The organism is Variovorax sp. PDC80, from assembly GCF_900115375.1.
In the GTDB taxonomy this organism is placed as follows: Bacteria; Pseudomonadota; Gammaproteobacteria; order Burkholderiales; family Burkholderiaceae_C; genus Variovorax.
The window spans coordinates 37,065-62,794 of the sequence record NZ_FOWG01000023.1; the positions used below are offsets into that span (position 1 = coordinate 37,065).

The 25,730-nt window shown below is 71.4% G+C and carries 23 protein-coding genes; 9 read left to right on the forward strand and 14 right to left on the reverse strand.

Features of this window, described 5'->3' with window-relative positions; translation table 11 throughout:
• The first annotated feature begins 34 nt into the window (after window positions 1-34).
• The gene (locus tag BM109_RS39265) at window positions 35-1,039 is read left to right on the forward strand and encodes a ProQ/FINO family protein (protein WP_093355572.1); all 1,005 of its coding nucleotides are present in this window, start codon (window positions 35-37) and stop codon (window positions 1,037-1,039) included.
• A gap of 92 nt (window positions 1,040-1,131) precedes the next feature.
• On the opposite strand, the gene htpX is transcribed toward BM109_RS39265, so the two are convergent.
• The 5 genes from htpX to pyrC form a co-directional block, all read right to left on the reverse strand.
• Complete coding sequence (gene htpX / locus BM109_RS39270; RefSeq protein ID WP_093355574.1) at window positions 1,132-2,004, reverse strand: protease HtpX; 873 nt, start codon at window positions 2,002-2,004, stop codon at window positions 1,132-1,134.
• A 182-nt stretch (window positions 2,005-2,186) separates the two neighbouring features.
• The gene (locus tag BM109_RS39275; RefSeq protein ID WP_093355577.1) at window positions 2,187-2,939 is read right to left on the reverse strand and encodes a DUF3025 domain-containing protein; all 753 of its coding nucleotides are present in this window, start codon (window positions 2,937-2,939) and stop codon (window positions 2,187-2,189) included.
• A gap of 11 nt (window positions 2,940-2,950) precedes the next feature.
• Window positions 2,951-3,802: an NYN domain-containing protein gene (locus BM109_RS39280; protein ID WP_093355580.1), complete on the reverse strand. Its 852-nt coding sequence runs from the start codon at window positions 3,800-3,802 to the stop codon at window positions 2,951-2,953.
• A 61-nt stretch (window positions 3,803-3,863) separates the two neighbouring features.
• On the reverse strand, window positions 3,864-4,679 hold the full coding sequence (locus BM109_RS39285) for an NYN domain-containing protein (protein ID WP_093355583.1): 816 nt from the start codon (window positions 4,677-4,679) through the stop codon (window positions 3,864-3,866).
• Window positions 4,679-5,710 carry a dihydroorotase gene (gene pyrC / locus BM109_RS39290; protein ID WP_093355586.1) on the reverse strand — a complete coding sequence of 344 codons (1,032 nt, stop codon included), beginning with the start codon at window positions 5,708-5,710 and terminating at the stop codon, window positions 4,679-4,681. The genes BM109_RS39285 and pyrC overlap by 1 nt, the downstream gene beginning before the upstream one ends.
• 154 nt (window positions 5,711-5,864) lie before the next feature.
• On the opposite strand from pyrC, the gene BM109_RS39295 reads away from it, so the two are divergent.
• A complete protein-coding gene (locus BM109_RS39295) occupies window positions 5,865-7,691 on the forward strand; it encodes an ATP-binding response regulator (protein WP_093355589.1) in 1,827 nt (608 codons plus the stop codon).
• A gap of 12 nt (window positions 7,692-7,703) precedes the next feature.
• Here the strand turns inward: BM109_RS39295 and BM109_RS39300 are convergent, their stop codons facing one another.
• The 5 genes from BM109_RS39300 to BM109_RS39320 form a co-directional block, all read right to left on the reverse strand.
• Window positions 7,704-9,146 (reverse strand): UdgX family uracil-DNA binding protein, encoded by a 1,443-nt coding sequence (locus tag BM109_RS39300; protein ID WP_093355592.1) that lies wholly within the window; start codon window positions 9,144-9,146, stop codon window positions 7,704-7,706.
• Between the two features lie 11 nt (window positions 9,147-9,157).
• Complete coding sequence (locus BM109_RS39305) at window positions 9,158-10,411, reverse strand: putative DNA modification/repair radical SAM protein (protein ID WP_093355594.1); 1,254 nt, start codon at window positions 10,409-10,411, stop codon at window positions 9,158-9,160.
• A gap of 114 nt (window positions 10,412-10,525) precedes the next feature.
• The gene (gene ligK / locus BM109_RS39310) at window positions 10,526-11,209 is read right to left on the reverse strand and encodes a 4-carboxy-4-hydroxy-2-oxoadipate aldolase/oxaloacetate decarboxylase (RefSeq protein WP_093355597.1); all 684 of its coding nucleotides are present in this window, start codon (window positions 11,207-11,209) and stop codon (window positions 10,526-10,528) included.
• Window positions 11,202-12,272, reverse strand: a complete 1,071-nt coding sequence (locus BM109_RS39315; protein ID WP_093355599.1) for an amidohydrolase family protein — start codon at window positions 12,270-12,272, stop codon at window positions 11,202-11,204. Before BM109_RS39315 ends, ligK begins: the two co-directional genes overlap by 8 nt.
• A gap of 16 nt (window positions 12,273-12,288) precedes the next feature.
• A complete protein-coding gene (locus tag BM109_RS39320; RefSeq protein WP_093355602.1) occupies window positions 12,289-13,272 on the reverse strand; it encodes a Bug family tripartite tricarboxylate transporter substrate binding protein in 984 nt (327 codons plus the stop codon).
• Between the two features lie 108 nt (window positions 13,273-13,380).
• Between BM109_RS39320 and BM109_RS39325 the strand changes: the two genes are divergently transcribed.
• On the forward strand, window positions 13,381-14,154 hold the full coding sequence (locus BM109_RS39325) for an IclR family transcriptional regulator (RefSeq protein ID WP_093355605.1): 774 nt from the start codon (window positions 13,381-13,383) through the stop codon (window positions 14,152-14,154).
• A 1-nt stretch (window position 14,155) separates the two neighbouring features.
• Here the strand turns inward: BM109_RS39325 and BM109_RS39330 are convergent, their stop codons facing one another.
• The 3 genes from BM109_RS39330 to leuC are packed head-to-tail and all read right to left on the reverse strand — an operon-like array spanning window position 14,156 to window position 17,261.
• The gene (locus tag BM109_RS39330; RefSeq protein ID WP_143129340.1) at window positions 14,156-15,184 is read right to left on the reverse strand and encodes a tripartite tricarboxylate transporter substrate binding protein; all 1,029 of its coding nucleotides are present in this window, start codon (window positions 15,182-15,184) and stop codon (window positions 14,156-14,158) included.
• A complete protein-coding gene (leuD, locus tag BM109_RS39335; protein WP_093355610.1) occupies window positions 15,181-15,858 on the reverse strand; it encodes a 3-isopropylmalate dehydratase small subunit in 678 nt (225 codons plus the stop codon). The genes BM109_RS39330 and leuD overlap by 4 nt, the downstream gene beginning before the upstream one ends.
• A complete protein-coding gene (gene leuC / locus BM109_RS39340; RefSeq protein WP_093355613.1) occupies window positions 15,855-17,261 on the reverse strand; it encodes a 3-isopropylmalate dehydratase large subunit in 1,407 nt (468 codons plus the stop codon). The genes leuD and leuC overlap by 4 nt, the downstream gene beginning before the upstream one ends.
• Window positions 17,262-17,375: 114 nt before the next feature.
• Between leuC and BM109_RS39345 the strand changes: the two genes are divergently transcribed.
• Window positions 17,376-18,104 (forward strand): GntR family transcriptional regulator, encoded by a 729-nt coding sequence (locus BM109_RS39345; RefSeq protein WP_093355615.1) that lies wholly within the window; start codon window positions 17,376-17,378, stop codon window positions 18,102-18,104.
• On the opposite strand, the gene BM109_RS39350 is transcribed toward BM109_RS39345, so the two are convergent.
• Window positions 18,088-18,990 carry a LysR family transcriptional regulator gene (locus BM109_RS39350; RefSeq protein ID WP_093355618.1) on the reverse strand — a complete coding sequence of 301 codons (903 nt, stop codon included), beginning with the start codon at window positions 18,988-18,990 and terminating at the stop codon, window positions 18,088-18,090. The genes BM109_RS39345 and BM109_RS39350 overlap by 17 nt on opposite strands.
• Window positions 18,991-19,169: 179 nt before the next feature.
• Here BM109_RS39350 and BM109_RS39355 point away from each other — a divergent pair, with 179 nt between their 5' ends.
• Genes BM109_RS39355 through BM109_RS39375 form a run of 5 tightly spaced genes read left to right on the forward strand, consistent with a single transcriptional unit; the run spans window position 19,170 to window position 25,725 of the window.
• Window positions 19,170-21,305 (forward strand): 3-hydroxyacyl-CoA dehydrogenase NAD-binding domain-containing protein, encoded by a 2,136-nt coding sequence (locus BM109_RS39355; protein WP_093355621.1) that lies wholly within the window; start codon window positions 19,170-19,172, stop codon window positions 21,303-21,305.
• Window positions 21,306-21,337: 32 nt separating this feature from the next.
• Window positions 21,338-22,528, forward strand: coding sequence for an acetyl-CoA C-acyltransferase (locus BM109_RS39360; protein ID WP_093355623.1), 1,191 nt, complete (start codon window positions 21,338-21,340; stop codon window positions 22,526-22,528).
• 10 nt (window positions 22,529-22,538) lie between these two features.
• On the forward strand, window positions 22,539-23,747 hold the full coding sequence (locus BM109_RS39365; RefSeq protein WP_093355626.1) for an acyl-CoA dehydrogenase family protein: 1,209 nt from the start codon (window positions 22,539-22,541) through the stop codon (window positions 23,745-23,747).
• An 11-nt stretch (window positions 23,748-23,758) separates the two neighbouring features.
• Window positions 23,759-24,913, forward strand: coding sequence for an acyl-CoA dehydrogenase family protein (locus BM109_RS39370; RefSeq protein ID WP_093355629.1), 1,155 nt, complete (start codon window positions 23,759-23,761; stop codon window positions 24,911-24,913).
• Window positions 24,910-25,725, forward strand: coding sequence for an oxepin-CoA hydrolase, alternative type (locus tag BM109_RS39375; RefSeq protein WP_093355631.1), 816 nt, complete (start codon window positions 24,910-24,912; stop codon window positions 25,723-25,725). Before BM109_RS39370 ends, BM109_RS39375 begins: the two co-directional genes overlap by 4 nt.
• Window positions 25,726-25,730: the final 5 nt, after the last annotated feature.

Consider the following 25,730-nt stretch of genomic DNA (forward strand, 5'->3'; position numbering starts at 1 on the left):
TTCCGACTTCGCGCCCCGCGCCGAATCCCGAGCAATGACCGACGCCCCCACCACCGCCCCGAAGACGAATTCGCGCAACAAGCCGCGCGGCCCCCGCCCGGACCTGGCTTCCCAGCTGCAGCAACTGCGCGGCGGTGCCGACGCCGCGCAGGAGCCCGGCGCCGAAGCCGCGCCCGCGGCCGGTGCCCGCCCCGAAGGCCAGGCGCAGCGCGACAACAACTCGCGCCGCAAGCCCCAGCGGCCGCAGCGCGGCCAGGGCCCGCGCGGCCCGCAGGGCGCCGCGCCGCAACGCCAGCCGCAGGCCCAGGCGCAGCAGCAGCAACCCGCGCGCCCGCAGCGCAAGGCCAGCCCGGTGCTCGAGCGCCTGTTCGAGCTCTACCCGCAGCTGTTCGGCGCGCGCTTCGTGCCGCTGAAGCTCGGCGTCTACGAGGACCTGCTCGCGCGCCATCCCGAGGACTTCAAGACCGAGGACCTCAAGGTCGCGATGGGCCAGCATGCGCGCTCCACGCGCTACCTCGAGAGCGTGGCCGCCGGCCATCCGCGCCACGACCTCGACGGCAACGCGCTCGACCCGGTCGCGCCCGAGCACGTGCACCACGCCATCCTCGAGCTGCACCGCCGCCGCTCGCAGCGCACCGAGGAGGACCTGCGCCCGCAGCTGGTCACGCGCATCGCGCGCGCGATCGAGAACTCGGGCCTGGACCGCGAGGCCTATGCCGTGCTCGTGCGCTCGCGCGACGAGAAGGCCAATGCCGTGGTCGACGAGGCGCTGGCCGAACTGGCGGCGCAGGCCGCCAAGCGCGAGGCCCTGCTGCGTGCCTTCGAGGCCAGCGGCCGCGGCGAGCAGGAGTTCGCCGACATGTACGGCATGAAGCCCGGCGAGGTGACGCGCACGCTGCAGCGCGCGCGCAAGGAGCGCGAGTCGCCCGTGGCGGCGCCGGCACCGGTGGTCGCGGCGGAAGCCGAAACCGTGGCGGCACCGGAAGCCACGCCCGACGCGACGGCACCCGCTTCCGAAGCCGCGCCGTCGGCGGACTGAGCGCCCGGCTTCGGGTGCATGGGCGTGGAAGTCCCGCGCCCAAAAAAAAGCCGCCACCCGAAGGTGGCGGCTCGCTGTCCCGATGCGCGTGCTCAGCGCGCGTTCTGCAGCGCGGCGATGCGCTCCTCGATCGGCGGGTGGGTGGCGAACAGCTTGCCCATGGCGCCGGTGATGCCCATGGCCTCGACCGCCTTCGGCAGTTCGCCGGCCGGCAGGCCGCCCAGGCGCGCGAGCGCGTTGACCATCGGCTGGCGGTTGCCCATCAGCGCGGCGGCGCCGGCGTCGGCGCGGAACTCGCGCTGGCGCGAGAACCAGGCCACCACGATCGCGGCGGCGAAACCCAGCACGATGTCGAGCACGATGGTGCTCACGTAGTAGCCGATGCCGGGGCCCGAGGAACGGTCGTCGCCGCGGCGCAGGAAGCTGTCGACCGCGTAGCCGATCACGCGCGAGAGGAACACGACGAAGGTGTTCATCACGCCCTGGATCAGCGTCATCGTGACCATGTCGCCGTTGGCGATGTGGGCCACCTCGTGGCCGATCACGGCCTCGACCTCCTCGCGCGTCATGTTCTGCAGCAGGCCGGTGGACACCGCCACCAGCGAGGAGTTCTTGAACGCGCCGGTCGCGAAGGCATTGGGCTCGCCCTCGAAGATGCCGACCTCGGGCATGCCGATGCCGGCCTTGTCGGCGAACTTGCGCACCGTGCCGACGATCCAGGCCTCGTCGGGCGACTGGGGGTTGTCGATCATGCGCAGGCCGGCGGTCCACTTGGCCATCGGCTTGCTGATCAGCAGCGAGATGATCGCGCCGCCGAAGCCCATGATCAGCGCGAAGCCGAGCAGGGCCGTGAGGTTCAGCCCGTTGGCCGTGAGGAAGCGATTGACGCCGAGCAGGCTGGCGACCACGCCGAGCACCGCGACGACCATCACATTGGTCAGGACGAACAGAAGGATACGTTTCAAGTTGAATTCTCCGTGGGGGAACGCTGCCGACCAGATGAGGGCCTTGCGGCCCGCTTCAAGCCGTTCCTGCCGCGTCCGCCTCCCTGCCTGGGTTGTTGTTCGTTCTGGAAGAAGGCGTCGCGCGCGGCCGTGCGGCGGCAGGCGGGTAGACAGATGATAGGAGCAAAAGTTCTAGCCACCCGCTATCCGGGCCCCGCCGCGGGGGATTCGGCGGCGCTCCGCGCGGGGCGGAAGACCTGGGCATCGGCATAGAAATCGGGCGCCTCGTTGCCGGCCCACCAGCCCGGCACGCCGAGCACCGGCAGCGGCACGAAGGGCTTGGTGGCGAGCCAGGCGGGGTCGAGGCGACGCGCGAGCGCCTCATCGTCCAGTCCATCGACGCCTTGGGTCAGCAGCACGTGCGCCGTGGCGGCCTTGCGCGGCAGCACCAGCTTCTCGAGCAGCGCATGGCCGAACACGCGCAGCCGCGCCTGCGTCCACAGCCCGCGCCGCGCGACGAACAGCGCCGGCCAGTCGCGCGCGGCCAGCGCGCGCCACAGTTCGGGCGGCGCCTCGAGCAGCGCGCCGTTCTCGTCGAACAGCGTGAGCGCGTCGCGCAGCGGCCCGCGCGTGGCGCCGACGCCGGCGCGTTCGATCTCCGTGGCCTGCAGTTCGTTGAGACGGCGCTTGGCCCGCGGAAAGGCGCGCCACACGAGGCCGTTGAAGAAGTCATGCAGGTTGTCGCGCGTGGGCACGGTGCCGGTCTCGAAGACGTGGGCCTCGTAGGCCCGGCCCGCGGGCAGCGCGTGCTGCGGCACGAAGGTCGGCGGCTCCGCGCCCCGAAGCGCCTGCGCCACCGGCAGGCCTCGTGCGACCGCGCCGGCCGCCGCCTCGCCCTGCGCGCGGTAGGGCGCGAGCCAGGGCCGGGTCCAGTCGATCGCGGCCGTGCCCGCCATCGCCGGCAGGATCAGGCGGCGTCCGCGCCCGTCCAGCGGATGCGGTCGGGATGCTGCGTGAGCTTGAACTCGGCCGTGAGCTTGTCGAACAGCTTGAGCGAGCTGCCGTTCTTGCCGAGCAGGCCCGCCGCGCGCAGCGCCTTCGCCACCTCGTTGAGCGGCACGTCGGTGCCGGCGCGCAGCGCGGGCGCGGCACGCAGCACGAATTCGGCGGCCTCGGAGGTCTCGGGCGCGCGCGCCGGTGCGGGCGCGGGCGGCACCGGCACGGCGGCCGCGACCGCGGGCGCCGCGGCCTTCGCCACCTTCTTGGCGGCGGTCTTCCTCGCGGTCTTGGCCGCGGCCTTCTTCGCCGGCGCCTTCTTGGCCGGCGCCGTCTTCGCGGCGGCCTTCTTCGCCGCCGTCTTCTTCGCGGGCACGGTGCGCGCGGCCGGCGCCACGCCGTGGTGCGCGAGGTCGATGAAGCTGTCGTAGATGCCGACCGTTTCCTCGCCCGTCTTGCCCTGCTGGCCGATCCCGCAGACGCGGCAGCCCTTCTCGCGCAGCCGGATCACCAGCGGCGCGAAGTCGGAGTCGGAGGACACCAGCACCACCACGTCGGGCCGCTCGGCGATCGCGAGGTCGATCGCGTCGACCGACAGCGCGATGTCGGTGCTGTTCTTGCCGGCCGAGAGATTGACCATCGGCCGCACCGACAGCCGCTTGAACAGCGCCTGCCGGTTCACGGCCATCTCGGCATTGCAGTAGGCGCGGCGCACGTGGATGGCGCCGTGCTCGTCCATCGTGCGCTGCACGGCCTGCTCGATCACATCGGCCGAGACGTTGTCGGCATCGATCAGCAGCATCACGCGAAGATTGGGAGTCATGAGAGATTTGAATGGTTGGATCTAGGGCCGGGGCAATCGCCCCATGGCGGCCGGGCAACACTCAGCCGCGGTATCTGACCGTGTTCGGCTGGTGCTCTGGCTTCAATTCGAACTGCGCAGGATGGCGCCGGAACAGCAGGATAGGTTTTGCATTGGGCGCGAGCACGCCGCCGTCGCGCAGCCTCTGGGCGATCTGGCTCAGGTGCAGGGGCTTCTTGTCCTTGAGCTCGGGCAGGATCGACAGGATCTTTTTGATCGAAGGTCCGGACACCGGCGTCGCGGCGACCTTCGGAGGGTTCGCCGCCTTGGCCGCCGGCATCGGGCTCGCAACGGAGGGCTCGGGCATCTGCACCACCGACTCTTGCGCAATCGATGGCTGGGGAGGCTGCGGTAGCGGTGCTGCCGAGGTGGCGTCGCCCTGCGCCTCCACCACGTCCAGCAGCACGACGTCGTCGTAGAAGCTGTCCGGGTTCGCGAATATCTTGTTGGCCAGGCTGTAGCAGAGAACCTTGCAACCCTTCTCCCGCAACCAGATGGCAAGCGGCACGAAATCCGCGTCGCCCGAGCAGATGGCGACGATATCGATGTCGTTGGTGCACACCGCCTCCACCGCGTCGATGACCAGCGCGCTGTCCGTCGTGGTCTTGTCGACGATGAGGTTCGCCACCGGCCGGACACCATGCCTCCAGAGAACGGCATGAATGCTCTTGAGGCTCTCGGGCCGCCCATAGGCGCGCCTGTAGGTGATGCGATCGGCCAGCGACCGCAACGCCAGCAGGACATGATCGAGCGCGGTGGGATCGTTCAGATTGTCGGCATCGATGAACACGGCCAGGTTCTTGGCCGCGGTGTTCGTCGGCGCGCCGACAACGGCCATTACACGAGTTTCCAGCCCACCGTCTCGCCGCCACGCAGCGGCTTGAGCGTGGCGTCGCCGTAGGGCACGGTCTCGGGCACGGTCCAGCTCTCGCGCTTGAGCGTGACGGTGTCGGCATGGCGCGGCAGGCCGTAGAAGTCGGGGCCGTGGAAGCTCGCGAAGCCCTCGAGCTTGTCGAGCGCGTTGGCGTTGTCGAAGGCCTCGGCATAGAGCTCGATGGCGGTCAGCGCGGTGTAGCAGCCGGCGCAGCCCAGGGCGTGTTCCTTCAGGTGCGCGGGATGCGGCGCGCTGTCGGTGCCGAGGAAGAAGCGGTCGCTGCCGCTGGTGGCGGCCTCGACCAGCGCCACGCGATGCGTCTCGCGCTTGAGCACCGGCAGGCAGTAATAGTGCGGGCGGATGCCGCCGGTGAAGATGGCGTTGCGGTTGTACAGCAGGTGGTGCGCGGTGATGGTGGCGGCCGTGAAGCGGTCGGCGTCGCGCACGTAGTGGGCGCCCTCCTTCGTGGTCAGGTGCTCGAACACCACCTTGAGCTCGGGGAAGTCGCGGCGCAGCGGGATCATCACGCGGTCGACGAACACGGCCTCGCGGTCGAACAGGTCGATCGCGGGATCGGTGACCTCGCCGTGCACCAGCAGCAAGAGGCCGTGCTTCTGCATCGCCTCGAGCGTCTTGTAGGTCTTGCGGATGTCGGTCACGCCGGCATCGCTGTTGGTGGTGGCGCCGGCCGGGTAGAGCTTGAGCGCGCGCACGCCGGCCTCGGCCGCCAGCGCGATCTCCTCGGGCGGCAGCTTGTCGGTCAGGTAGAGCGACATCACGGGCTCGAAGGCGCTGCCCTCGGGCACGGCGGCGCGGATGCGGTCGCGGTAGGCCACGGCCTGGGCGGCGGTGGTCACGGGCGGACGCAGGTTCGGCATGATCAGCGCGCGGCCGAACTGGCGCGCGCTGTGGGGCACGACGGCTTCGAGGGCGGCGCCATCGCGCACGTGCAGGTGCCAGTCGTCGGGGCGGGTGATCGTGAGGGTGTCAGTCATGGCGCGGCGATTGTCGCACCCGCCCCCACGGCGGCCGCCGGGCATGACTTTGGGCACTTACGGCGACGCGGGGCTGCCGCCTAGGATGCGGCGATGAGCCGCTCGGTCCGCGAAACCGGGACGGAGGAACCACCTCGCGGGGAGAGACAGGCCGATGAACGACACGACGCCGGGACCGCTGGCGCAGGACGGCACGCTCGCGCTGCGCGTGCTGCGCGAGCACCTGGCCTCGGTCTATGCCGGCCACACCACGGCGATCGCGGCGCACGGCGTCTTCGCGCTCGCGATCGGCGTGTTCGGCTACTTCAACGTGCTGCCCGGGCACCGCACGCTGGTGCTGGGCATCGTCACGACCATCGTGCTGATGGACCTGTACGTGCTGCTGTCGAAGCGCTGGACGCCCGCGGTGCCGCTGGCCGACAGCCCACGCTGGGCGCGCCGCTACACCATCCACGTCACGCTGGTCAGCGCGATGACGGCGCCGTGCAGCCTGTTCCTGGTGGCGCTGCAGAGCCCCGCGATGACCACCTTCGTGACGGTCGTGATCATGGGTAGCTGGACCCGCGCGGTGCAGGCGCGCTGGCCGCTCAAGGGCGCGATGTTCGGCTACGGCATCCCGATGATGAGCGGGCTGATCGTCGCGCTGGCCTGGTACGGCAGCATGCTGAACTGGTTCCTCGCCGGTTTCGCGCTGCTCAACCTTGTGCTCACGCTGCGCGAGGGCGTGAAGCAGAACGAGCGCCTGACGGCCTCGCTGATGCTGCAGTTCGAGAACGAGGTGCTGGCCGCCCAGCTGCGCGAGCAGGTCGCGGCCACCGAGCGCGCGAGCGCCGAGAAGACCCGCTTCCTGGCCGCCGCCAGCCACGACCTGCGCCAGCCCATGCATGCGATCGCGCTGTTCGGCGCGGCGCTGGGCAGCACGCTGCGCCGGCGGCCCGAGATCCAGAACGTGGAGCGGCTGATGCGCGCGGTCGATGCGCTGGGCGCCTCGCTCGACACCATGCTCGACATCTCGCGCCTCGACGCGGGCGTGGTCCAGGCGGCGCCGCGCGCGCTGTCGCTCGATGCCCTGCTGATCCCGCTGCACCACACCTTCTCGGCGCAGGCCGAGCGCAAGCGGCTGCAGTTGCGCGTGCGCGCCAGCGGCCTGTGGATCCACAGCGATCCGCAGCTGCTCTACCGCATGCTGTCGAACCTGGTCGACAACGCGCTCAAGTACACGACGCAAGGCGGCGTCACGGTGATCGCGCGCCCGCGCGGCGACCAGGCGTGGATCGAGGTACGCGACACCGGCATCGGCATCGCGCCCGAGCAGCGCGACCGCATCTTCGAAGAGTTCTACCAGGTCGACAACCTCGGTCGCGACCGCTCGCGCGGCCTGGGCATCGGCCTGTCGATCGTGCAGCGGCTCTCGCGCCTGCTCGGCCACCGCATCGAGCTGCGCTCGCACATCGGGCGCGGCACGCGCTTTCGGGTCGTGCTGCCGCTGGCCGAAGCCTCGGAAGCCTCGGCGGGCGCCTTCAGTCCGCTCGACCTCGAGCTGCCGGTGCGCCAGCGCTTCGAGGTGCCGGCGCTGCGCGGCCGCGTGCTGCTGATCGACGACGAGGAGGAGATCCGCAAGGCCATGACCGAGCTCATGAGCGCCTATGGCATCGAGGTCGCGGCGGTGGCGGACGAGGCCGAGGCGGTGGCCCTGCTGACCGGGCCCGGCGCGCAGGAGCCGCCGGTCGCGCTGCTGCTGTGCGACTACCGGCTGTCGAGCGGCGTCGACGGGCTCGAGCTCGGCCTGCGCCTGCGCGAGCGCTTCCGGCTCGACGCGCCGATGCTGCTGATCACCGGCGAGACCGCGCCCGAGCGGCTGCAGCGCGTGCGCGCCTCGGGCGTTCCGGTGCTGTTCAAGCCCGTGACCGCGGCCATGCTGATGCAGGCCATGGCCGAGCTGGTGCCGGCCGAACGTCGCACCGAAGCGCCGGACGCCTGAGGCCGGCGGGCTTCAGGCCACGGGCGCCGTGTCGCGTGCGCGGGCCAGCTCCTCGCGCCAGCGCGCATGGGCCGCCTCGCGTTCCTCGTCGGGCAGCCGCAGCAGCGCCGACGGATGCAGCGTCACGAACACCGGCCGCCCGTCCGCGCGCTCGTGCAGCCAGACGCCGCGCTCGGCCTGCACCGCCACCGGCCGGCCCAGCAGCGCGCGCGCCGCCGTGGCGCCGAGCGCGACCAGCGACTGCGGCCGCACCAGCGCGATCTCGGCATCGAGCCAATGGGCACAGGCCTCGGCCTCGCGCTGCCCCGGCGTCTTGTGGATGCGCCGCTTGCCGCGCAGCTCGTACTTGAAGTGCTTCACGGCATTGGCGAGGTAGACGCCCTCGCGCGCCCAGCCGAGCTGCGCCATCGCGCGCTCGAGCAACTGGCCGGCCGGGCCGACGAAGGGCCGGCCCGCGAGGTCCTCCTGGTCGCCGGGCTGCTCGCCGACCAGCATGTGGCGCGGCGCGAGCGGCCCTTCGCCGCACACGGCCTGGGTGGCCTGCGCGCCGATCGGGCAGGCGCGGCAGGCATGGGCGGCCGCGCGCAGTTCGCCGAGGTCGGCCGGCGCCGCGCCCTCGGCCGGCCGCGCGTGCAGCGCCACCGGCGCGCGGATGCGCCGCGCGGGCGTGGCCGGTGCCTCGATCATCGACTGGCTGCGCGCGTCGGCCGCGTCGGCCAGCGGCTGGATCAGCGCGGCCTCGGGCAGGTTGTGCCAGTAGCGGCGCGGCATCTCGCGCTGCATGGTCGCGAACTTGAGCCGCGCGGGATTGAAGATGTGGGCGTAATAGGTGAGCCAGAGTTGCTCGCCCGCATCGGGCGGCGGCTTCTCGCGGCGGTCGGCGCCCGCGCGGAACGACAGCGCATGGCCATCCCATTCGACGCAGCGCTCGGGCGTGAGGATGGCCCAGCGCATCTGCGCGAAGCGGCGCGCGAAGAAGTCGGCATTGGCCTCGACGATGCGGTGCTCGGGCTCGAACCATGCGACATGGCGCTCGAGCCCGTCGTCGTCCGTCACCTGCGTGAAGCGCACGAAGGCGCGCATCTTGTGGATGTCGCGGTGCACGGCCTTGGCCATGCGCTGGGCCCGCATCATGTCGGCGTCGAGCGGATCGTGGCGCAGCGCGGGTTCGTGCGCGAGGCGCCAGAGCAGGCGGTAGAGCAGCGCGAAGCGCTGGGGATCGCGGTGCAGGATCACGTCGGCGCACAGCGCGACGAAGGCCGCCGGCACGGGCTGCAACGCCGCGGTCGATGGCGCGATCGCTTGCTCGGGCACATCGCCGAACAGGCCTTCCCCGCCATCGGGCCGCGCCACGCCCCACTCGACTCGTTCAGGCGGCACGCCATCGGCCAGCAGTTGCCGCGCGCGGCGCCGGAAACCGTCGAGGTCGACCGCGTCGTCGAGCCGCACCTGCATCGCGATGGCGCTCAGAACAGCGAGACCTGCTGCGCCGGCTCGGCGCGCGCGGAAGCCGCCATCGCCCCGGCCGCGGGCCGGTGCCCGTCGGCCACCACGAAGGGCAGCACCTTGCGCGCGGGCACGTGCAGCCGCCGCAGGTCGTCGGCGCGCACGCGGCGCACCCGCCGGGCCTGCAGCAGCCGATCGACCGCCTTCACGCCCAGGCCCGGCACGCGCAGCAGCAATTCGCGCGGCGCATGGTTGAGGTCGACCGGGAAGCGCTCCGCATGCGCGAGCGCCCAGGCCATCTTGGGATCGACGTCGAGCCGCAGCAGGCCGTCGCGCTCGGCCACGATCTCGCCGTGCTCGAAGCCGTAGAAGCGCATCAGCCAGTCGGCCTGGTAGAGCCGGTGCTCGCGCATCAGCGGCGGCGCGGCCAGCGGCAGCGCGCGCGCCGCGTCGGGGATCGGGCTGAAGGCCGAGTAGTAGACGCGGCGCAGCCGGTAGGCGCCGTAGAGCGTGGCGCTGGTCGCGAGGATGGCGCGGTCGTCGGTGGCGTCGGCGCCCACGATCATCTGCGTGCTCTGGCCCGCGGGCGCGAACGGCGGCGGCTTGGCGGCCACGGGCGCCGCGCCCGGCAGCGCGCGGATCGGCACCACGCGGCGCGCCTCCTCGCGCGTGTCGTCGATCTGCAAACGCAGCCGCGCCATCGAGCGGCGGATCGCGCTCTCGTCCTTCTCGGGCGCCAGCGCCTGCAGGCCCTCGGTTGTCGGCATCTCGACGTTGATGCTGAGCCGGTCGGCATAGCGGCCGGCGCGCGCGATCAGCTCGTCGCTGGCATCGGGAATGGTCTTGAGGTGGATGTAGCCGCGGAAGTCGTGGTCCTCGCGCAGCGAGCGCGCGACCTCGACCACCTGCTCCATCGTGTGGTCGGGCGACTTGATGATGCCGCTCGAGAGGAACAGCCCCTCGATGCAGTTGCGGCGGTAGAAGTCGAGCGTGAGCTGCACCACCTCCTCGGCGCGAAAACGCGCGCGCGGCACATTGCTCGAGGCGCGGTTCACGCAATAGAGGCAGTCGTACTGGCAGTGGTTGGTCAGCAGCACCTTGAGCAGCGAGATGCAGCGGCCGTCGGGCGCATAGCTGTGGCAGATGCCCATGCCCTCGGTCGAGCCGATGCCGCGCCCGCCCACCGAGTCGCGCGGCTGCGAGCCGCTCGACGCGCACGAGGCGTCGTACTTGGCGGCATCGGCCAGGATGGCGAGCTTGTGCTGGAGGTCCATGAGATGGGCAGGCGGGCGGAAAAACACTGTACGTTTATACAGATATTAACCGTCCCGTCGCCCAGATGGCCCTGCGGCCATGCGCGCGGGTCGGGCATTGCCCGCCGCGCCTTTTCAGTCGATGTAGCGCAGCCCCGCCGCCGCCAGCGCCGGCCGCATGTCGTACATGTCGAGCCCGAGCACGCCGCTCGCGAGCTTCTCGCGCTTCGACGTCTCCAGCGCCTCGCGCTGGCGCGCCTTCTCGAGCGTGGCCGCGGCCATCGCGCGCGGCACGCAGACCACGCCGTCGTCGTCGGCCACGATCGCGTCGCCGGGCTGCACCGACATGCCGGCGCAGACCACCGGGATGTTGACCGAGCCCAGCGTGGCCTTCACGCAGCCCTTGCTGCTGATGGCCTTGCTCCAGACCGGAAAGCCCATCTGCTGCAGCGTGCGCACGTCGCGCACGCCGCCGTCGATCACCAGCGCGCGCGCGCCGCGGGCCTGAAAGCTGGTGGCCAGCAGGTCGCCGAAGAAGCCGTCGCTGCTCGGCGCGGTGACGGCCGCCACCACGATGTCGCCGGGGCGGATCTGCTCGGCCGCGACATGCAGCATCCAGTTGTCGCCCGGATGCAGCAGCACGGTGACGGCGCTGCCGCTGACCTGCGCGCCCGGATAGATCGGCCGCATGTACGGCGCGAACAGGCCGACCCGGCCCATGGCCTCGTGCACCGTGGCCGAGCCCAGGGCCGCGAGGGCATCGACGACCTGCGCGTCGGCGCGTTCGATGTGGCGATGGACGACGCCGAGTTCATGCATGACGGGCTCCTTGCGTGGCATGTGATTGAGGATCGAACAGCCGGCCGCGCGCGTTCAGCCGCGCATCGAGCCGCGGAAAGACACGGCGCGCATTGCCTTCGTAGACCTGCGCGCGCTGGTCGGCGCTCAGCGCGGCGGCCTCGATGTAGCGCCGCGTGTCGTCGTAGAAGTGGCCGGTCTCGGGATCGATGCCGCGCACGGCGCCGATCATCTCGGAGGCGAACAGGATGTTCTCGGCCGGGATCACGCGCGCGAGCAGGTCGATGCCCGGCTGGTGGTAGACGCAGGTGTCGAAGAACAGGTTCTTCAGCAGGTGCTGCGCGAGCGGCGGCTTCTTCATCTCCTGCGCCAGGCCACGAAAGCGCCCCCAGTGGTAGGGCGCGGCGCCGCCGCCGTGCGGGATCACGAAGCGCAAGGTGGGGAAATCCGCGAACAGATCGCCCTGGATGCACTGCATCACGGCCGTGGTGTCGGCATTGAGGTAGTGCGCGCCCGTGGTGTGGAAGCAGGCGTTGCAGCTGGTGCTCACGTGGATCATGGCCGGCACGTCGAGCTCGACCATCTTCTCGTAGAGCGGATACCAGTGGCGGTCGGTCAGCGGCGGGCTGTTCCAGAAGCCGCCCGAGGGATCGGGGTTGAGGTTGACGCCGACGAAGCCGTAGTCGCGCACGCAGCGCTCGAGCTCGGCGATGCACGAGGCGACCGGCACGCCCGGCGACTGCGGCAGCATGGCCGCGCCCGCGAAGCGCTCGGGGAACATCGCGCTCACGCGGTGGCACAGCTCGTTGCAGATCGCTGCCCAGGTCGAGGACACGGCGAAGTCGCCGACGTGGTGGGCCATGAAGCTCGCGCGCGGGCTGAAGACGGTGAGGTCGATGCCGCGCTGGTCCATCAGCCGCAGCTGGTTGCCCTCGATGGACTCGCGCAGCTCGTCGTCGCCGATGCGCAGCTCGGACGCGGCCGGCGCGGGCTGCCCCGCGCCGAAGGCCTCGACCTGGCGCCGGCGCCAGGCCTCGAGCGCGGCCGGCGCGGTGGTGTAGTGGCCGTGGCAGTCGATGATCATGAGGTCGACGCCGTGCTCAGTCGGCCTTGATGTCGGCCGCGCGGATCACCTGTTCCCACTTGGCCGATTCGCTCTTGAGGAAGGCCGCGGCCTCCTGCGGGCTCGAGGGCGTGATGACCGCGCCGAGCGCGCCCAGCTTCTCGCGCGTGCCGGCATCGGCCAGCGCCTTGCGCGTCTCGGCATTGAGCTTGGCGACCACCTCGGGCGCGGTGCCGGCCGGCGCGAGCAGCGTCCACCAGACGCTGGCGTCGAAATTCGGCAGGCCGGCCTCGGCCATGGTGGGCACGTTCGGCAGCATCGGCGCGCGCTGGGCGCCGCTGACCGCCAGCGCGCGCAGCCGGCCCGACTGGATGTGCGGCAGCACCTCGAGCGGGTTCAGCAGCATGAACGAGGTGCGTCCCGCGATCAGGTCGACCAGCGCGGGCGAGCCGCCCTTGTAGGCCACGTGCAGCGCATCGAACTTGCCGACCGACGCCAGCAGCGCGCCGGCCAGGTGGCCCGAGCTGCCGTTGCCGGCCGAGCCGTAGCTCATGTCGCCGGGCTTGGCGCGCGCGGCCGCGAGCAGCTCGGGCACGCTCTTGTAGGGCGCGCTGGCCGGCACCACCAGCACCAGCGGCGCATAGCCCAGGCGCGCCACGGCGACGAAGTCGCGCAGGCCGTTGAACGACAGCTTGGGATAGAGCGTGTTGTTGGTCACCACGCCGTTGGCCGCCACCAGCAGCGAGTAGCCGTCGGGCGCCGAGCGCGCGACGTTCTCGGTGCCGATGTTGGCGTTGGCGCCGGGCCGGTTGTCCACGATCACCGGCTGGCCCATCTGCGTCGACAGCCGCTCGCCGACCACGCGGCCCACGGTGTCGACCGCGCCGCCGGCCGCGAAGGGCACGACCAGGCGGATCGGCTTGCTCGGATACGGCGCCTGCGCGAGCGCCAGCGAGGGCGCGGCGAGGCAGGCCAGGAAGAGCGCGCCAAGGCGGCGGCGCAGCGGGGCGGTGGATGTCATGAGCGAGTCTCCTGCGGATGTTCGAGCGATGGGGCCCAGTGCCCCAGGGAAGCCGCGAGCCTAGGATTCGCAACGCGGCCGCACAATGCCGTTCCACTCCGCGAAACGATGGCCTCCTCCGCACGCGCTCCCACCCGCACAGCCAAGCCCGTGCCGCGCGCCGAGGGCGTGACCGCGGTGGCGCGTTCGCTCGCCATCCTCGATGCCTTCGGCACGGCCGACGCGCAGCTCGCGCTGGCCGAGATCGCGCGCCGCACCGCGCTCGCCAAGCCCACCGCGCTGCGGCTCGCGCGCACGCTGGCCACGGCCGGCTACCTGGTGGCGCTCGAAGGCGGCGCCTGGCGCCTGGGCCCGGCGGCCGCGCGGCTGGGCGCGCGCTACCAGCGCGCCTTCGACCTGCGCAACGTGATCGAGCCGGCCCTGCAGCAACTGGCCGAGCGGACCGGCCACAGTGCCTCCTTCTTCGCGCTCGAGGAAGGCCAGCGCGTGCGCCTGCTGCGCGTGCGCGGCGCCGACGGCTTCGTGAGCCCGAGCCGCGTCGGCGAACCGTTGCCGCTCGAGCGCGGCGCGGCCGGCCAGGTGATCCTCGCGTTCTCGGGCGCACCGGGCGCCGCGCTCGACGCGATCCGCCGGCGCGGCCATCACCTGACCGTGGGCGAAGCCGACGCGGCCGCCGCGAGCGTGGCTGCGCCGGTGTTCGCCGCGCGCGGCACGGTGCTGGGCGCGCTCAGCGTGGCGGTGCCGGCCGATGCGGCCGCGGCCGGCGAGCTCGCGCGCCATGCGGCCACGCTGATGGAAGCCGCGCGCAGGCTGTCGGATGCGCTCGCGGCCACGCGTTACGAGCCGCTCGAAGGCCGTGCGCGCAACCTGTGGCATCCCTGAACTAGTCGGCCTTCACGCCCGCCGCCTTCACCACCGGCGCCCACTTCACGATCTCGCTGCGGATCGTCGCCTCGAACTCGGACGCGCTCGAGCCCACGGGCTCGACGCTGAGTTCGGCCAGGCGCTGGCGCACCTCGGGCAGCTGGATCACCTTGACGATGTCGCCCGAGAGCTTGGCCGCGATCGGTGCGGGGAGGCCGCGCGGCGCGACGAAGCCGAACAGGCTCTCGAGCGAATAGCCGGGGATGGTCTCGCCAACGGTCGGATACTCGGGATAGATGCGGCTGCGCTTGGCATTGGTCACGGCCAGCACCTTGAGCTTGCCGGCCTTCACGTGCGGCAGCGCCGAGTCGAGCAGCACGAAGCCCACCTGCACGCGGCCGCTCAGCAGGTCGTTGTACGCGGGCGCGCTGCCGTTGTAGGGGATGTGGACCATGCCGGTCTCGGCGCGCACGTTCATCATCTCGCCCGCCAGGTGGGTGGCGGTGCCGATGCCCAGCGAGGCATAGCTGACCGAGCCCGGCTTGGCGCGCGCCTTCGCGATCAGCCCGGCCACGTCGTTGGCGGGGAACGAGGGAATGGCGACCAGCGCGATCACCGGGAAGCCCAGCAGGCTAAGCGGCGTGAAGTCCTTCGTGGCGTCGTACGGCAGGTCGTTGCGCAGCGAGGGATTGATGGTGAAGGCGCTGATGACGATGCCGAAGGTGTAGCCGTCGGCCGGTGCCCGCGCGATGGCCTGGGTGCCGACGATGGTGCCGGCGCCGGGCTTGTTGTCGACGATCACGCTCTGGCGCCAGAGCTCGCCGAGCTTCTGCCCGAGCAGGCGGCCGATGACGTCGGTGGCGCCGCCCGGCGGCAGCGGGATCACCATCTTCACGGGATGCGAGGGGAAGGCGGAAGCGGGCTCCTGCGCCAGCGCGCGCAGCGGCAATGCGCCGCTCGCGGCGAGGGCGGCGCCGGCGCGCAGCAGGCCGCGGCGGGTGGCACGAGCGGCCACGGGCGGCAGGCGCGGGGGTTGTTCGGACGTCACGGTGTCTCCTTATGGGTATGGGGGGCGGGGTCGTTGGTGAGGCTCGGGCGCCGGGCGCCGTCGAGGTGCAGCCAGGGATGCAGCGCCCTGTCGCGGCGCTGGAAGGCGTCGATCTCGGCGCTGCGCGCGAGCGTGAGCTCGAGGTCGTCGAGGCCGCGCAGCAGCCCCTCGCGGCGCCGCGGCGGCAAGACGAAGGGCAGCGTCGGCAGGCCCTCGCGCCGCACGGTGCAGGCCTGCAGGTCGACCGTGAGCACGGCATCGGCGCCCTCGGCCACGGCGCGCGCGAGCACCTCCACCTGCGCGCGCGGCAGGCGCACCGGCAGCAGGCCGTTCTGGAAGCAGTTGCCCTGGAAGATGTCGCCGAAGCTCGGCGCGACGATGCAGCGGATGCCCAGCGCCATCAGCGCCCACACCGCGCCTTCGCGCGAACTGCCGCAGCCGAAGTTGTCGCCCGCCAGCAGGATGCCGGCGCCGCGGTAGCGCGGCTGGTTCAGCACGCAGGCCGGGTCCTCGCTGCCGTCGGCGCGAAAGCGCAGCGCGGCCAGCGCATGGGGGCCGAGCTCCTCGCGCGGCACGCCGCCGAACAGCGGCTCGACGCGCACGATCAGGTCGGTGTCGATGTTGTCGCGCCACAGCGGCGCGGCGATGGCGGTGAGCACGCCGAACGGGGTCATGGCCGGGCCTCCATGGCGCGCGGATCGACCAGGCAGCCCGCGATGGCCGCGGCGGCCGCGAGCTGCGGGCTCGCGAGATGGGTGCGCGCACCCGGCCCCTGGCGGCCGACGAAGTTGCGGTTCGAGGTCGACACCACGCGCAGGCCCGGCGGCACGGCCTCGCCGTTGGCCGCCACGCACAGCGAGCAGCCCGACTCGCGCCATTCGAAGCCGGCGTCGAGGAACACCTGCGCCAGCCCTTCGGCCTCGGCCTCGCGCTTGACCAGCTCCGAGCCCGGCACGATCCAGGCGCGCACGCCGCTCGCCACGCGCCGGCCGCGCACGGTCTCGGCCGCGAGCCGCAGGTCGGAGATGCGCGCATTGGTGCACGAGCCGATGAACACCCAGTCCACCGGCGTGCCCGCGATCGCATCGCCGGCGCGCAGGCCCATGTAGTCGAGCGCGGCCTGCCACGCGGCGCGCTGCGCCGGATCGCTGGCGGCGGCCGGGTCGGGAATGCGCGCGTCGATGCCGATGGTGTCCTGCGGGCTCGTGCCCCAGGTGACCTGCGGCACGACCTCCGACACGTCGATGCGCACCTCGCGGTCGAACACCGCATCGTCGTCGCTGCGCAAGGTGGCCCAGTGCGCCGCGGCCTGGTCCCACTGCGCACCGCTGGGCGCGAACGGCCGGCCGCGCACATAGGCCAGCGTGCGCGCGTCGGGTGCGACGATGCCGAAGCGCCCGCCCATCTCCACCGACAGGTTGCACACCGTCATGCGCGCCTCGATGTCGAGCGCGTCGATGGCCGCTCCCGCGTACTCGACCGCGCAGCCCGAGGCGCCGGTCGCGCCGAGCCGGCCGATGGCATGCAGGATCAGGTCCTTCGCGCTGGTGCCCGCGGGCAGCGTGCCCTCGAAGCGGATGCGCATCTGGCGCGGGCGCTGCAGCACGATGGTCTGGGTCGCGGCCACGTGCTGGAACTCGGTGGCGCCGATGCCGAAGGCCAGCGCGCCGAGCGCGCCGTGGGTGCAGGTGTGGCTGTCGCTGCAGACCACCGAGGCGCCCGGCAGCGTGAGCCCGAGCTCGGGCCCGACCACGTGCACGATGCCCTGCCCCGGCTGGCCGACGTCGAACAGGCGGATGCCCTGCAGCCGCGTCTCGTGGCGCAGGTCGGCCAGGTAGCGGATGGCGTTGGGCGTGTGGCCCTCGCGGCCCGGCGCGGTCGACACCGTGTGGTCGGGCATCGCGAAGGTCAGCTCGGGATGGCGCACCGGCAGCCCGCGCCGGCGCAGCGCCGCGAGCGCCTTGCTGCCGGGATCGCTGACCAGGTGGCGGTCGACATGCAGCAGCGAGAAGCCGCCGCCCAGGTCGGACACCACGTGGGCGTCCCATATCTTCTCGAAGAGCGTGCGGCCGGGCATGCGGGGTCTGTCGGCGTGAGCCGTCGTGGAGCGTTGTTGGTCCTATTGTATTGATATCAATACTTTTAGCCAACGCCCCGGCCCGCCCCCGTCATCGACCGCTAAGATTTGCCCATGGACCTCAACAGGCAGCCCGGCGTGGCACTGCATCACCAGATCTCGACCCTGATCGAGGACATGGTCGCCAGCGGGCGGCTGCGCGACGGCGACCAGCTCCCCACCGAGGAAGAGCTGCGCGCGCAGTACGGCGTCTCGCGCGTCACGGTGCGGCGCGCGCTGCAGTCGCTGGAGGAACGCGGCCTGCTCAAGCGCCAGCGCGGCCGCGGCACCTACGTGTCGGCGCCGTTGCGCTCGGCACCGCTGCCGATGCCGATGGAGTCCTTCCTCGCGACCATGGCCGAGCGCCGCTCGCGCAGCAAGCCGTCGGTCAAGGAGTTCGGCTTCGTGCCCGCGCCCGCCGACGTGGCCACCGCGCTGCGGCTCGAGGAAGGCACGCCGGTGCTCCAGGTGGTGCGGCTGCGCAGCACCGGGCGGCTGCCGATCCTGCACAGCATCGTCCACCTCATCGAGGATGTGGGCCGGCGCTTCGTGCGGGCCGATTTCTCGCGGCTGTCGTTGACCGAGCTGCTGCAGGGCCAGGGCATCCGCTACGGCCGCATCGAGATGCTCACGCGCGCCACGCTGGCCGACGCGCCGCTGGCCGCGCTGCTCGGCGTGCCGATGGCCTCGGCGCTGGTCGACGTGCTGCGCATCGGCCACGACGAGGCCGACCGGCCCTTCGAGTTCCAGCGCCTGCGCGGCCCCTCGGACCGCTTCCACTCGCACGTCACGATCCGGGGCTGACCTCGCGCACGCGCTCCAGCGTGTAGTCGATGAAGGTGCGGATCGCGCGCGTGTGCTGGCGGTTCGGCATGTAGAGCATGAACATCTGGGTGCCGAAGATCGACAGCCGCCAGTCGTCGAGCGTGGTCAGCACCTCGCCGCGGCGCACGTCCTCGGCCACCACGTAGTCGGGCACCAGGCCGATGCCCAGGCCCGCGAGGATGGCCTGGCGCAGGAACAGGAAGTTCTCCGAGATCAGGGTCGGCTCGAGCACCACCTCGCGCCGGATCTCGCCCTGGTAGGCCGACACGCGCAGCTGCCGCCCGATGACCGCGGCCGTGACCACCGGCGCGCCGTGCAGCCCGTCGAGCTGCACCGGCAGCGGATGCTGCGCCGCGTAGTCGCGCGAGGCGCAGGCCACGTAGCGCACCGGGCCCATCGCGCGCGCCACCAGGTTCTGCGGCGGCTCGGGGATCACGCGGATCGCGATGTCGACCTCGTCGCGCAGCAGGTCCTCGATGCGGTTCTCGAACACCACGTCGAGCACGATGCCCGGGTAGCGGCGCTTGAAGTCGATCAGCCAGTCGGCCATGACCAGCTGCCCGTAGCCGCTGGGCACGCTCAGCCGCACCTGCCCCTGCAGCCCCTCGCCCAGCGTGGTGACCGATTCGCGCGCCGCGCGCAGCTCGCCCTGGATCGCGACGCCGTGCTGGTACAGGCGCAGGCCGATCTCGGTCGGCTCGGCGCGCCGGGTGGTGCGCCGCACCAGCTGCGCGCCGACCGAGCGCTCGAGCTGGTTCAGGTGGTAGCTGACGTTGGCCCGGGTCATCTTGAGCCGGCGCGCGGCCGCGCTCAGGTTGCCGGCATCGATGATTTCGACCAGCAGGGTCAGCGATTGGAGGTCCATGACCGGATTTTGTCAAAAATCCTTTGACAGTCTGTCAACCGACTATGCAATTGTCAAAACCGGGATGGGTGCAAAGAATGCGGGGTTCACCCCAGGACCCTCGCCGCCCGCGGAAGGGGGTTCGACCTCCCCAGAGCCTCGCGCCGCTCCGGCGCGTCACCGAGACAAGCGACACGCACATGGCCACCCCGACCTCCAGCCCCTCCACGTCCTCCGGTCCCGTCGCCTTCGAGCGCCAGGGCGACGTCTTCGTCGTGACCATCGACAACCCGCCCGTCAACGCCCTGGGCGTGGACGTGCGCCGCGGCCTCGTGGCCGCCATCGGCGCGGCCGAGGCCGACGCCGCGGCCAAGGCGGTGCTGATCGTCGGCGCGGGCCGCAACTTCATCGCCGGCGCCGACATCCGCGAGTTCGGCCAGGCGCCGCAGCCGCCCTCGCTGCCCGAGGCCTGCCTGAAGATCGAGAACTGCAGCAAGCCCGTGATCGCCGCCATCCATGGCGCCGCGCTCGGCGGCGGCCTCGAGGTGGCGCTGTCGGCCCACTACCGCCTAGCCTCGCCCACCGCCAAGCTGGGCCTGCCCGAAGTCGCGCTGGGCCTGTTGCCCGGCTCGGGCGGCACGCAGCGCACGCCGCGCCTGATCGGCGTGAAGCCCGCCATCGAGCTGATGCTCAGCGGCCGCCATGCGCTCGCGAAGGAAGCGCTGTCGCTGGGCCTGGTCGACCGCCTCGGCAGCGACGCCGACGCCCGCGCCGAAGGCCTGGCCTATGCCAACGAACTGATCGCCGCCAACGCCCCGGTGCGCCGCACGCGCGAAGCCGGCGCGCTGGCCGACCAGGAAGCCAGCCGCGCCGCCCTCGAGGCCGCGCGCGCCGACACCGCGAAGAAGAGCCGCGGCCTGTTCTCGCCGATGAAGATCGTCGAGGCGGTCGAGGGCGCGCTCACCCTGCCCTTCGACGAAGGCATGGCGCTCGAGCGCAAGCTGTTCCTGCAGTGCATCGACAGCCCGCAGCGCGCCGGCCTGATCCACGCCTTCTTCGCCGAACGCGAAGTGCTCAAGGCGCCCGAGACCCGCTCCGCCAGCCCGCGGCCGCTGGCGTCGGCCGGCATCGTCGGCGGCGGCACCATGGGCGCGGGCATCGCGGTGGCGATGCTCGACGCCGGCCTGCCCGTGACCATGATCGAGCGCGACGACACCCAGCTCGCGCGCGGCCGCGCCAACGTCGAGAAGGTCTACGACGGCCTGATCGCCAAGGGCCGCATCACGCCCGAGGCCAAGGCCGCCGTGATGGCACGCTTCTCGGGCTCGACCTCGTACGACGCGCTCGCCGACGTCGACATCGTGGTCGAGGCAGTGTTCGAGGACATGGGCGTGAAGAAGGCCGTGTTCGCCGAGCTCGACCGCGTCTGCAAGCAGGGCGCGGTGCTGGCCACCAACACCTCCTACCTCGACATCGACGAGATCGCCGCCAGCATCTCGCGGCCGCAGGACGTGGTGGGCCTGCACTTCTTCTCGCCGGCCAACATCATGAAGCTGCTCGAGATCGTGGTGCCCGCCAAGGTGCGCGCCGACGTGGTCGCCACCGGCTTCGAGCTCGCGAAGAAGCTCAAGAAGGTGCCGGTGCGCGCGGGCGTGTGCGACGGCTTCATCGGCAACCGCATCCTGGCCGTGTACCGCCAGGCCGCCGACCACATGATGGAGGACGGCGCCTCGCCCTACGAGATCGACGCCGCCGTGCGCAACTTCGGCTACCCGATGGGCCCGTTCCAGGTCTCGGACCTCGCGGGCGGCGACATCGGCTGGGCCACGCGCAAGCGCAAGGCCGCCACGCGCGACCCGCAGGCGCGCTACGTGCAGGTGGCCGACCGCATCTGCGAGCGCGGCTGGTTCGGCCAGAAGACGCAGCGCGGCTACTACCTCTACCCCGAAGGCGCGCGCACCGGCCAGCCCGACCCCGAGGTGCTGGCGATCATCGACGCCGAGCGCGAACGCGCGGGCGTCACGCCACGCGCCTTCACCGAGGAGGAGATCATGCGCCGCTACATGGCCGCGATGATCAACGAGGGCGCCAACGTCGTGCTGCAGCGCATCGCGCTGCGCCCGCTCGATGTCGACGTGACCTTCCTCTACGGCTACGGCTTTCCGCGCCACCGCGGCGGCCCGATGAAGTACGCCGACATGGTGGGCCTGCCGAAGGTGCTGGCCGACATCCAGGAGTTCGCGAAGGAAGACCCGATCTTCTGGAAGCCGTCGCCGCTGCTGGTGCAGCTGGTCGAGCGCGGCGCCGACTTCGCGAGCCTCAATCAATCCGAGTAATCACACAGAGCCAGCCTCCAGGAGACATCCCCATGCGTGAAGCCGTCATCGTTTCCACCGCCCGCACCCCGCTCACCAAGGCGCACCGCGGCGAATTCAACATCACCCCCGGCCCCACGCTGGCGGCCTTCGCGGTCAAGGCCGCGGTCGAGCGCTCGGGCCTCGACCCGGCGCTGATCGAGGACGCCATCCTCGGCTGCGGCTATCCCGAGGGCACCACCGGCCGCAACATCGCGCGCCAGGCCATCGTGCGCGCGGGCCTGCCGATCTCGATCGCCGGCACCACCGTCAACCGCTTCTGCGCCTCGGGCCTGCAGGCGATCGCCATGGCCGCGGGCCGCATCGTGGTGGACGGCGCGCCGGCCATGATCGCGGGCGGCGTGGAAAGCATCTCGCAGATCCGCAGCCGCAGCGCCACCGACAGCGGCGACAACGGCATGGACCCATGGATCGTCGAGCACAAGCCCGCGCTCTACATGGCGATGATCGAGACCGCCGACATCGTGGCCCAGCGCTACAACATCAGCCGCGAAGCGCAGGACCGCTTCTCGGCCGAGAGCCAGCGCCGCACCGAGGAAGCGCAGCTCGCCGGCCGCTACAAGGACGAGATCGTCGCCTGCACCACCACCATGGCGGTGACCGACAAGGAGACCAAGGAGGTCACGCACCGCGAGGTCACGGCCACCGAGGACAACTGCAACCGCCGCGGCACCACCTACGAGGCGCTGGCCAAGCTCAAGCCCGTGATGGGCGACGACAAGTTCATCACCGCGGGCAATGCCTCGCAGCTCTCCGATGGCGCCTCGGCCTGCGTGCTGATGGAAGCGAAGGACGCCGAGCGCGCCAACATCAAACCGCTGGGCGCCTTCCGCGGCCTCGCGGTCGCGGGCTGCGAGCCCGACGAGATGGGCATTGGCCCGGTGTTCGCCGTGCCCAAGCTGCTCGCGCGCCACGGCCTCAAGGTCGAGGACATCGACCTGTGGGAACTCAACGAAGCCTTCGCCTCGCAATCGATCTACTGCCAGGACCGGCTGGGCATTCCCTCGGAACGCCTCAACGTCAACGGCGGCGCGATCTCGATCGGCCACCCCTTCGGCATGACCGGCGCGCGCCTCGCGGGCCATGTGCTCATCGAAGGCAAGCGCCGCGGCGCCAAGTACGCCGTGGTCACGATGTGCATCGCCGGCGGCATGGGCGCCGCGGGCCTGTTCGAAATCTATTGAGGAGCGCGCGATGGACCTGAACTTCACTCCCGAAGAAGAAGCCTTCCGCGGCGAGGTGCGCGCCTTCCTGGCCGACAAGCTGCCCGCGCGGCTGTCGGACAAGGTGCGCGGCGGCAAGATCCTCGAGAAGGCCGACATGGAGGAATGGCATGCCATCCTCGACGCGCGCGGCTGGCTCGCCAACCACTGGCCCGAGCAGTACGGCGGCCCGGGCTGGACGGCGGTGGAGAAGTTCATCTTCGAGAACGAATGCGCGCTGGCCTTCGCGCCGCGCATCGTGCCCTTCGGCGTGAACATGCTCGGGCCGGTGCTCATCAAGTACGGCAACGAGGCGCAGAAGCGCCACTGGCTGCCGCGCATCCTCAACGGCGCCGACTGGTGGTGCCAGGGATATTCGGAACCCGGCGCGGGCTCCGACCTCGCGGCCGTGAAGACCTCGGCCGTGCGCGGCATCGATGCCCAGGGCGACCACTACATCGTGAACGGCCAGAAGACCTGGACCACGCTGGGCCAGCACGCCAACATGATCTTCTGCCTGGTGCGCACCAACCGCGAGGCGAAGAAGCAGGAGGGCATCAGCTTCCTGCTGATCGACATGAGCTCGCCGGGCGTCGAAGTGCGTCCGATCATCACGCTCGACGGCGAGCACGAGGTCAACGAGGTGTTCTTCTCCGACGTGCGCGTGCCGGCCGAGAACCTCGTGGGCGAGGAGAACAAGGGCTGGACCTGCGCCAAGTACCTGCTGACCTACGAGCGCACCAACATCGCGGGCGTGGGCTTCTCGGTGGCCGCGCTCGAGCAGCTCAAGGGCATTGCCGCCACGCAGACGAAGAACGGCAAGCCGCTGTCGGAAGACCCGGCCTTCGCGGCGCGCCTGGCGCGCGTGGAGATCGACCTCGAGAACATGAAGACCACCAACCTGCGCGTGATCGCGGCGGTGGCCGGCGGCGGCGTGCCGGGCGCCGAGAGCTCGATGCTCAAGATCCGCGGCACCGAGATCCGCCAGGAGATCTCGTCGCTCGCGCGCCGCGCGATGGGCGTGCACGGCCGCCCCTTCATCGCCGAGGCGCTGAAGGATGGCTTCACCGGCGAGACCTTCGGCCCGACCTACGCCTCGGCCGCCGCCTCGCGTTACTTCAACAACCGCAAGCTGTCGATCTTCGGCGGCTCGAACGAGATCCAGAAGAACATCATCAGCAAGATGATCCTGGGCCTGTAAGGAGAGATGCAATGAACTTCGAACACAGCGAAGACCGGCGCATGCTCGCCGACAGCCTGAACCGCTTCATCAGCGAGCAGTACGCCTTCGATGCGCGCGACCGCATCGCGAAGTCCGAGCACGGCTTCAGCAAGGAGATCTTCCAGCAGTTCGCCGAACTCGGCGTGATCGGCGCGCTGTTCGGCGAGGCCGATGGCGGCTTCGGCGGCGGCGGCTTCGACATCGCCGTGGTCTTCGAGGCCCTGGGCCGCGGCCTCGTGGTCGAGCCGCTGCTGGGCGCGGTGATGGTCGGCGAGGCGCTCGGCGCGGCCGGCACGGATGCGCAAAAAGAGAAGCTGGTCGACATCATCAATGGCGTGACCGTCGCGGCCTTCGCCCACGACGAGGCCGACACGCATTACGAACGCACGCGTGTGCAAACCAAGGCCGAGCGCAGCGGCGACGGCTGGGTGCTCAACGGCGCCAAGGCCGTGGTGCCGCAAGGCGAGCAGGCCGACCTGTTCCTGGTCTCGGCCCGCACCTCGGGCAACGTGGACGACGAAGCCGGCATCTCGCTGTTCCTCGTACCCGCGAAGACGGCAGGCCTCACCGTGCGCGGCTGCCCTTCGATCGACGGCGGCCGTGTCGCCGAACTCTCGTTCGACGGCCTGAAGCTGCCCGCCGATGCACTGCTGGGCGCCGAGGGCCAGGGCGCCGCGACGCTCGAGCGCGCCATCGGCCGCGGCGTGCTCGCGCTGTGCGCCGAGGCCGTGGGCGCGATGGAGGCGGCCAAGACCGCCACGCTCGACTACCTGCGCACGCGCAAGCAGTTCGGCACGCTGATCGGCAGCTTCCAGGCGCTGCAGCACCGCATGGCCGACCTGCTGCTCGAGATCGAGCAGGCGCGCTCGGCGGTCATCAATGCCGCGGCCGCCATCGACGGCAGCGACCGCCTCGCGCGCGAGCGCGCGCTGTCGGCCGCCAAGTTCAGCATCGGCCGCATCGGCGCGCTGGTGGCGGAGGAAAGCATCCAGATGCACGGCGGCATCGGCATGACCTGGGAACTGCCGCTGCCCCACTACGCCAAGCGCCTCGTGATGATCGACCACCAGCTCGGCGACGAGGACCATCACCTGCAGCGCTACATCGCACTCGGCAAGGCATCCGGCAAGGATGTGGCGGCATGAGCAACGACAAGACCGTGCTGATCTCGCAGGAGGGTGCCGTGCGCATCCTCACCAACAGCAACCCCGGCGCGCGCAACGCGATCACGCCCACGCTGTATGCCGAACTCGCGGCCGCGCTGGCCGATGCACAGGACGACCCCGAGGTCGGCGCCATCGTCTTCACCGGCGCCGGCGATTTCTTCTGCTCGGGCGGCGACCTCAACCTGCTGGCCAAGCGCCGCGAGCTGCCCGCCTCGGAACGCCGCGAGAAGCTCGAGGGCCTGCACAACCTGATCCGCGCGCTGCGCGACAGCGGCAAGCCCGTGATCGCGGCCGTCGAGGGCGGCGCCGCGGGCGCGGGCCTGTCGATGGCGCTGGCCTGCGACATGCTCGTGTCGGCACGCGATGCCTTCTACACCGTGGCCTACGTCAAGGTCGGCCTCACGCCCGATGGCGGCGCCACCGCCTTCCTGTCCGAGTTCGTCTCGCGCCAGCTGCTGACCGAGCTGTGCCTGACCGGCGACCGGCTGCCGGCCGAGCGCCTGCATGCGCTGGGCGCGGTCAACCGCCTGACCGACAAGGGCGCGGCACTGGCCGAGGCGATCGCGCTCGCGGCCAAGGTCGCGAACGGCCCGCAGCGCGCGAGCGCGCGCATCAAGTCGCTGTGCCGCCAGGCGCACCGCGCCACGCTCGAGGAACAACTCGAGGCCGAGGCCGTCTACATGGTCGAGTCGCAGGCCGATGCCGAGGCCGCCGAAGGCATCGGTGCCTTCCTCGGCAAGCGCAAGGCCGACTTCGCCGCGCTGCGGCAGCGCCGGCAGGACGCGTCCTGACGCTG

Excerpts from the sequence above, each read along its gene's own strand:
- BM109_RS39265 (WP_093355572.1), top strand. The coding sequence starts at position 35 with ATGACCGACGCCCCCACCACCGCCCCGAAGACGAATTCGCGCAACAAG.
- BM109_RS39275 (WP_093355577.1), bottom strand. The coding sequence starts at position 2,939 with ATGGCGGGCACGGCCGCGATCGACTGGACCCGGCCCTGGCTCGCGCCC.
- BM109_RS39280 (WP_093355580.1), bottom strand. The coding sequence starts at position 3,802 with ATGACTCCCAATCTTCGCGTGATGCTGCTGATCGATGCCGACAACGTC.
- BM109_RS39285 (WP_093355583.1), bottom strand. The coding sequence starts at position 4,679 with ATGGCCGTTGTCGGCGCGCCGACGAACACCGCGGCCAAGAACCTGGCC.
- pyrC (WP_093355586.1), bottom strand. The coding sequence starts at position 5,710 with ATGACTGACACCCTCACGATCACCCGCCCCGACGACTGGCACCTGCAC.
- BM109_RS39295 (WP_093355589.1), top strand. The coding sequence starts at position 5,865 with ATGAACGACACGACGCCGGGACCGCTGGCGCAGGACGGCACGCTCGCG.
- BM109_RS39300 (WP_093355592.1), bottom strand. The coding sequence starts at position 9,146 with ATGCAGGTGCGGCTCGACGACGCGGTCGACCTCGACGGTTTCCGGCGC.
- BM109_RS39305 (WP_093355594.1), bottom strand. The coding sequence starts at position 10,411 with ATGGACCTCCAGCACAAGCTCGCCATCCTGGCCGATGCCGCCAAGTAC.
- ligK (WP_093355597.1), bottom strand. The coding sequence starts at position 11,209 with ATGCATGAACTCGGCGTCGTCCATCGCCACATCGAACGCGCCGACGCG.
- BM109_RS39315 (WP_093355599.1), bottom strand. The coding sequence starts at position 12,272 with ATGATCATCGACTGCCACGGCCACTACACCACCGCGCCGGCCGCGCTC.
- BM109_RS39320 (WP_093355602.1), bottom strand. The coding sequence starts at position 13,272 with ATGACATCCACCGCCCCGCTGCGCCGCCGCCTTGGCGCGCTCTTCCTG.
- BM109_RS39325 (WP_093355605.1), top strand. The coding sequence starts at position 13,381 with ATGGCCTCCTCCGCACGCGCTCCCACCCGCACAGCCAAGCCCGTGCCG.
- leuD (WP_093355610.1), bottom strand. The coding sequence starts at position 15,858 with ATGACCCCGTTCGGCGTGCTCACCGCCATCGCCGCGCCGCTGTGGCGC.
- leuC (WP_093355613.1), bottom strand. The coding sequence starts at position 17,261 with ATGCCCGGCCGCACGCTCTTCGAGAAGATATGGGACGCCCACGTGGTG.
- BM109_RS39345 (WP_093355615.1), top strand. The coding sequence starts at position 17,376 with ATGGACCTCAACAGGCAGCCCGGCGTGGCACTGCATCACCAGATCTCG.
- BM109_RS39350 (WP_093355618.1), bottom strand. The coding sequence starts at position 18,990 with ATGGACCTCCAATCGCTGACCCTGCTGGTCGAAATCATCGATGCCGGC.
- BM109_RS39355 (WP_093355621.1), top strand. The coding sequence starts at position 19,170 with ATGGCCACCCCGACCTCCAGCCCCTCCACGTCCTCCGGTCCCGTCGCC.
- BM109_RS39360 (WP_093355623.1), top strand. The coding sequence starts at position 21,338 with ATGCGTGAAGCCGTCATCGTTTCCACCGCCCGCACCCCGCTCACCAAG.
- BM109_RS39365 (WP_093355626.1), top strand. The coding sequence starts at position 22,539 with ATGGACCTGAACTTCACTCCCGAAGAAGAAGCCTTCCGCGGCGAGGTG.
- BM109_RS39370 (WP_093355629.1), top strand. The coding sequence starts at position 23,759 with ATGAACTTCGAACACAGCGAAGACCGGCGCATGCTCGCCGACAGCCTG.
- BM109_RS39375 (WP_093355631.1), top strand. The coding sequence starts at position 24,910 with ATGAGCAACGACAAGACCGTGCTGATCTCGCAGGAGGGTGCCGTGCGC.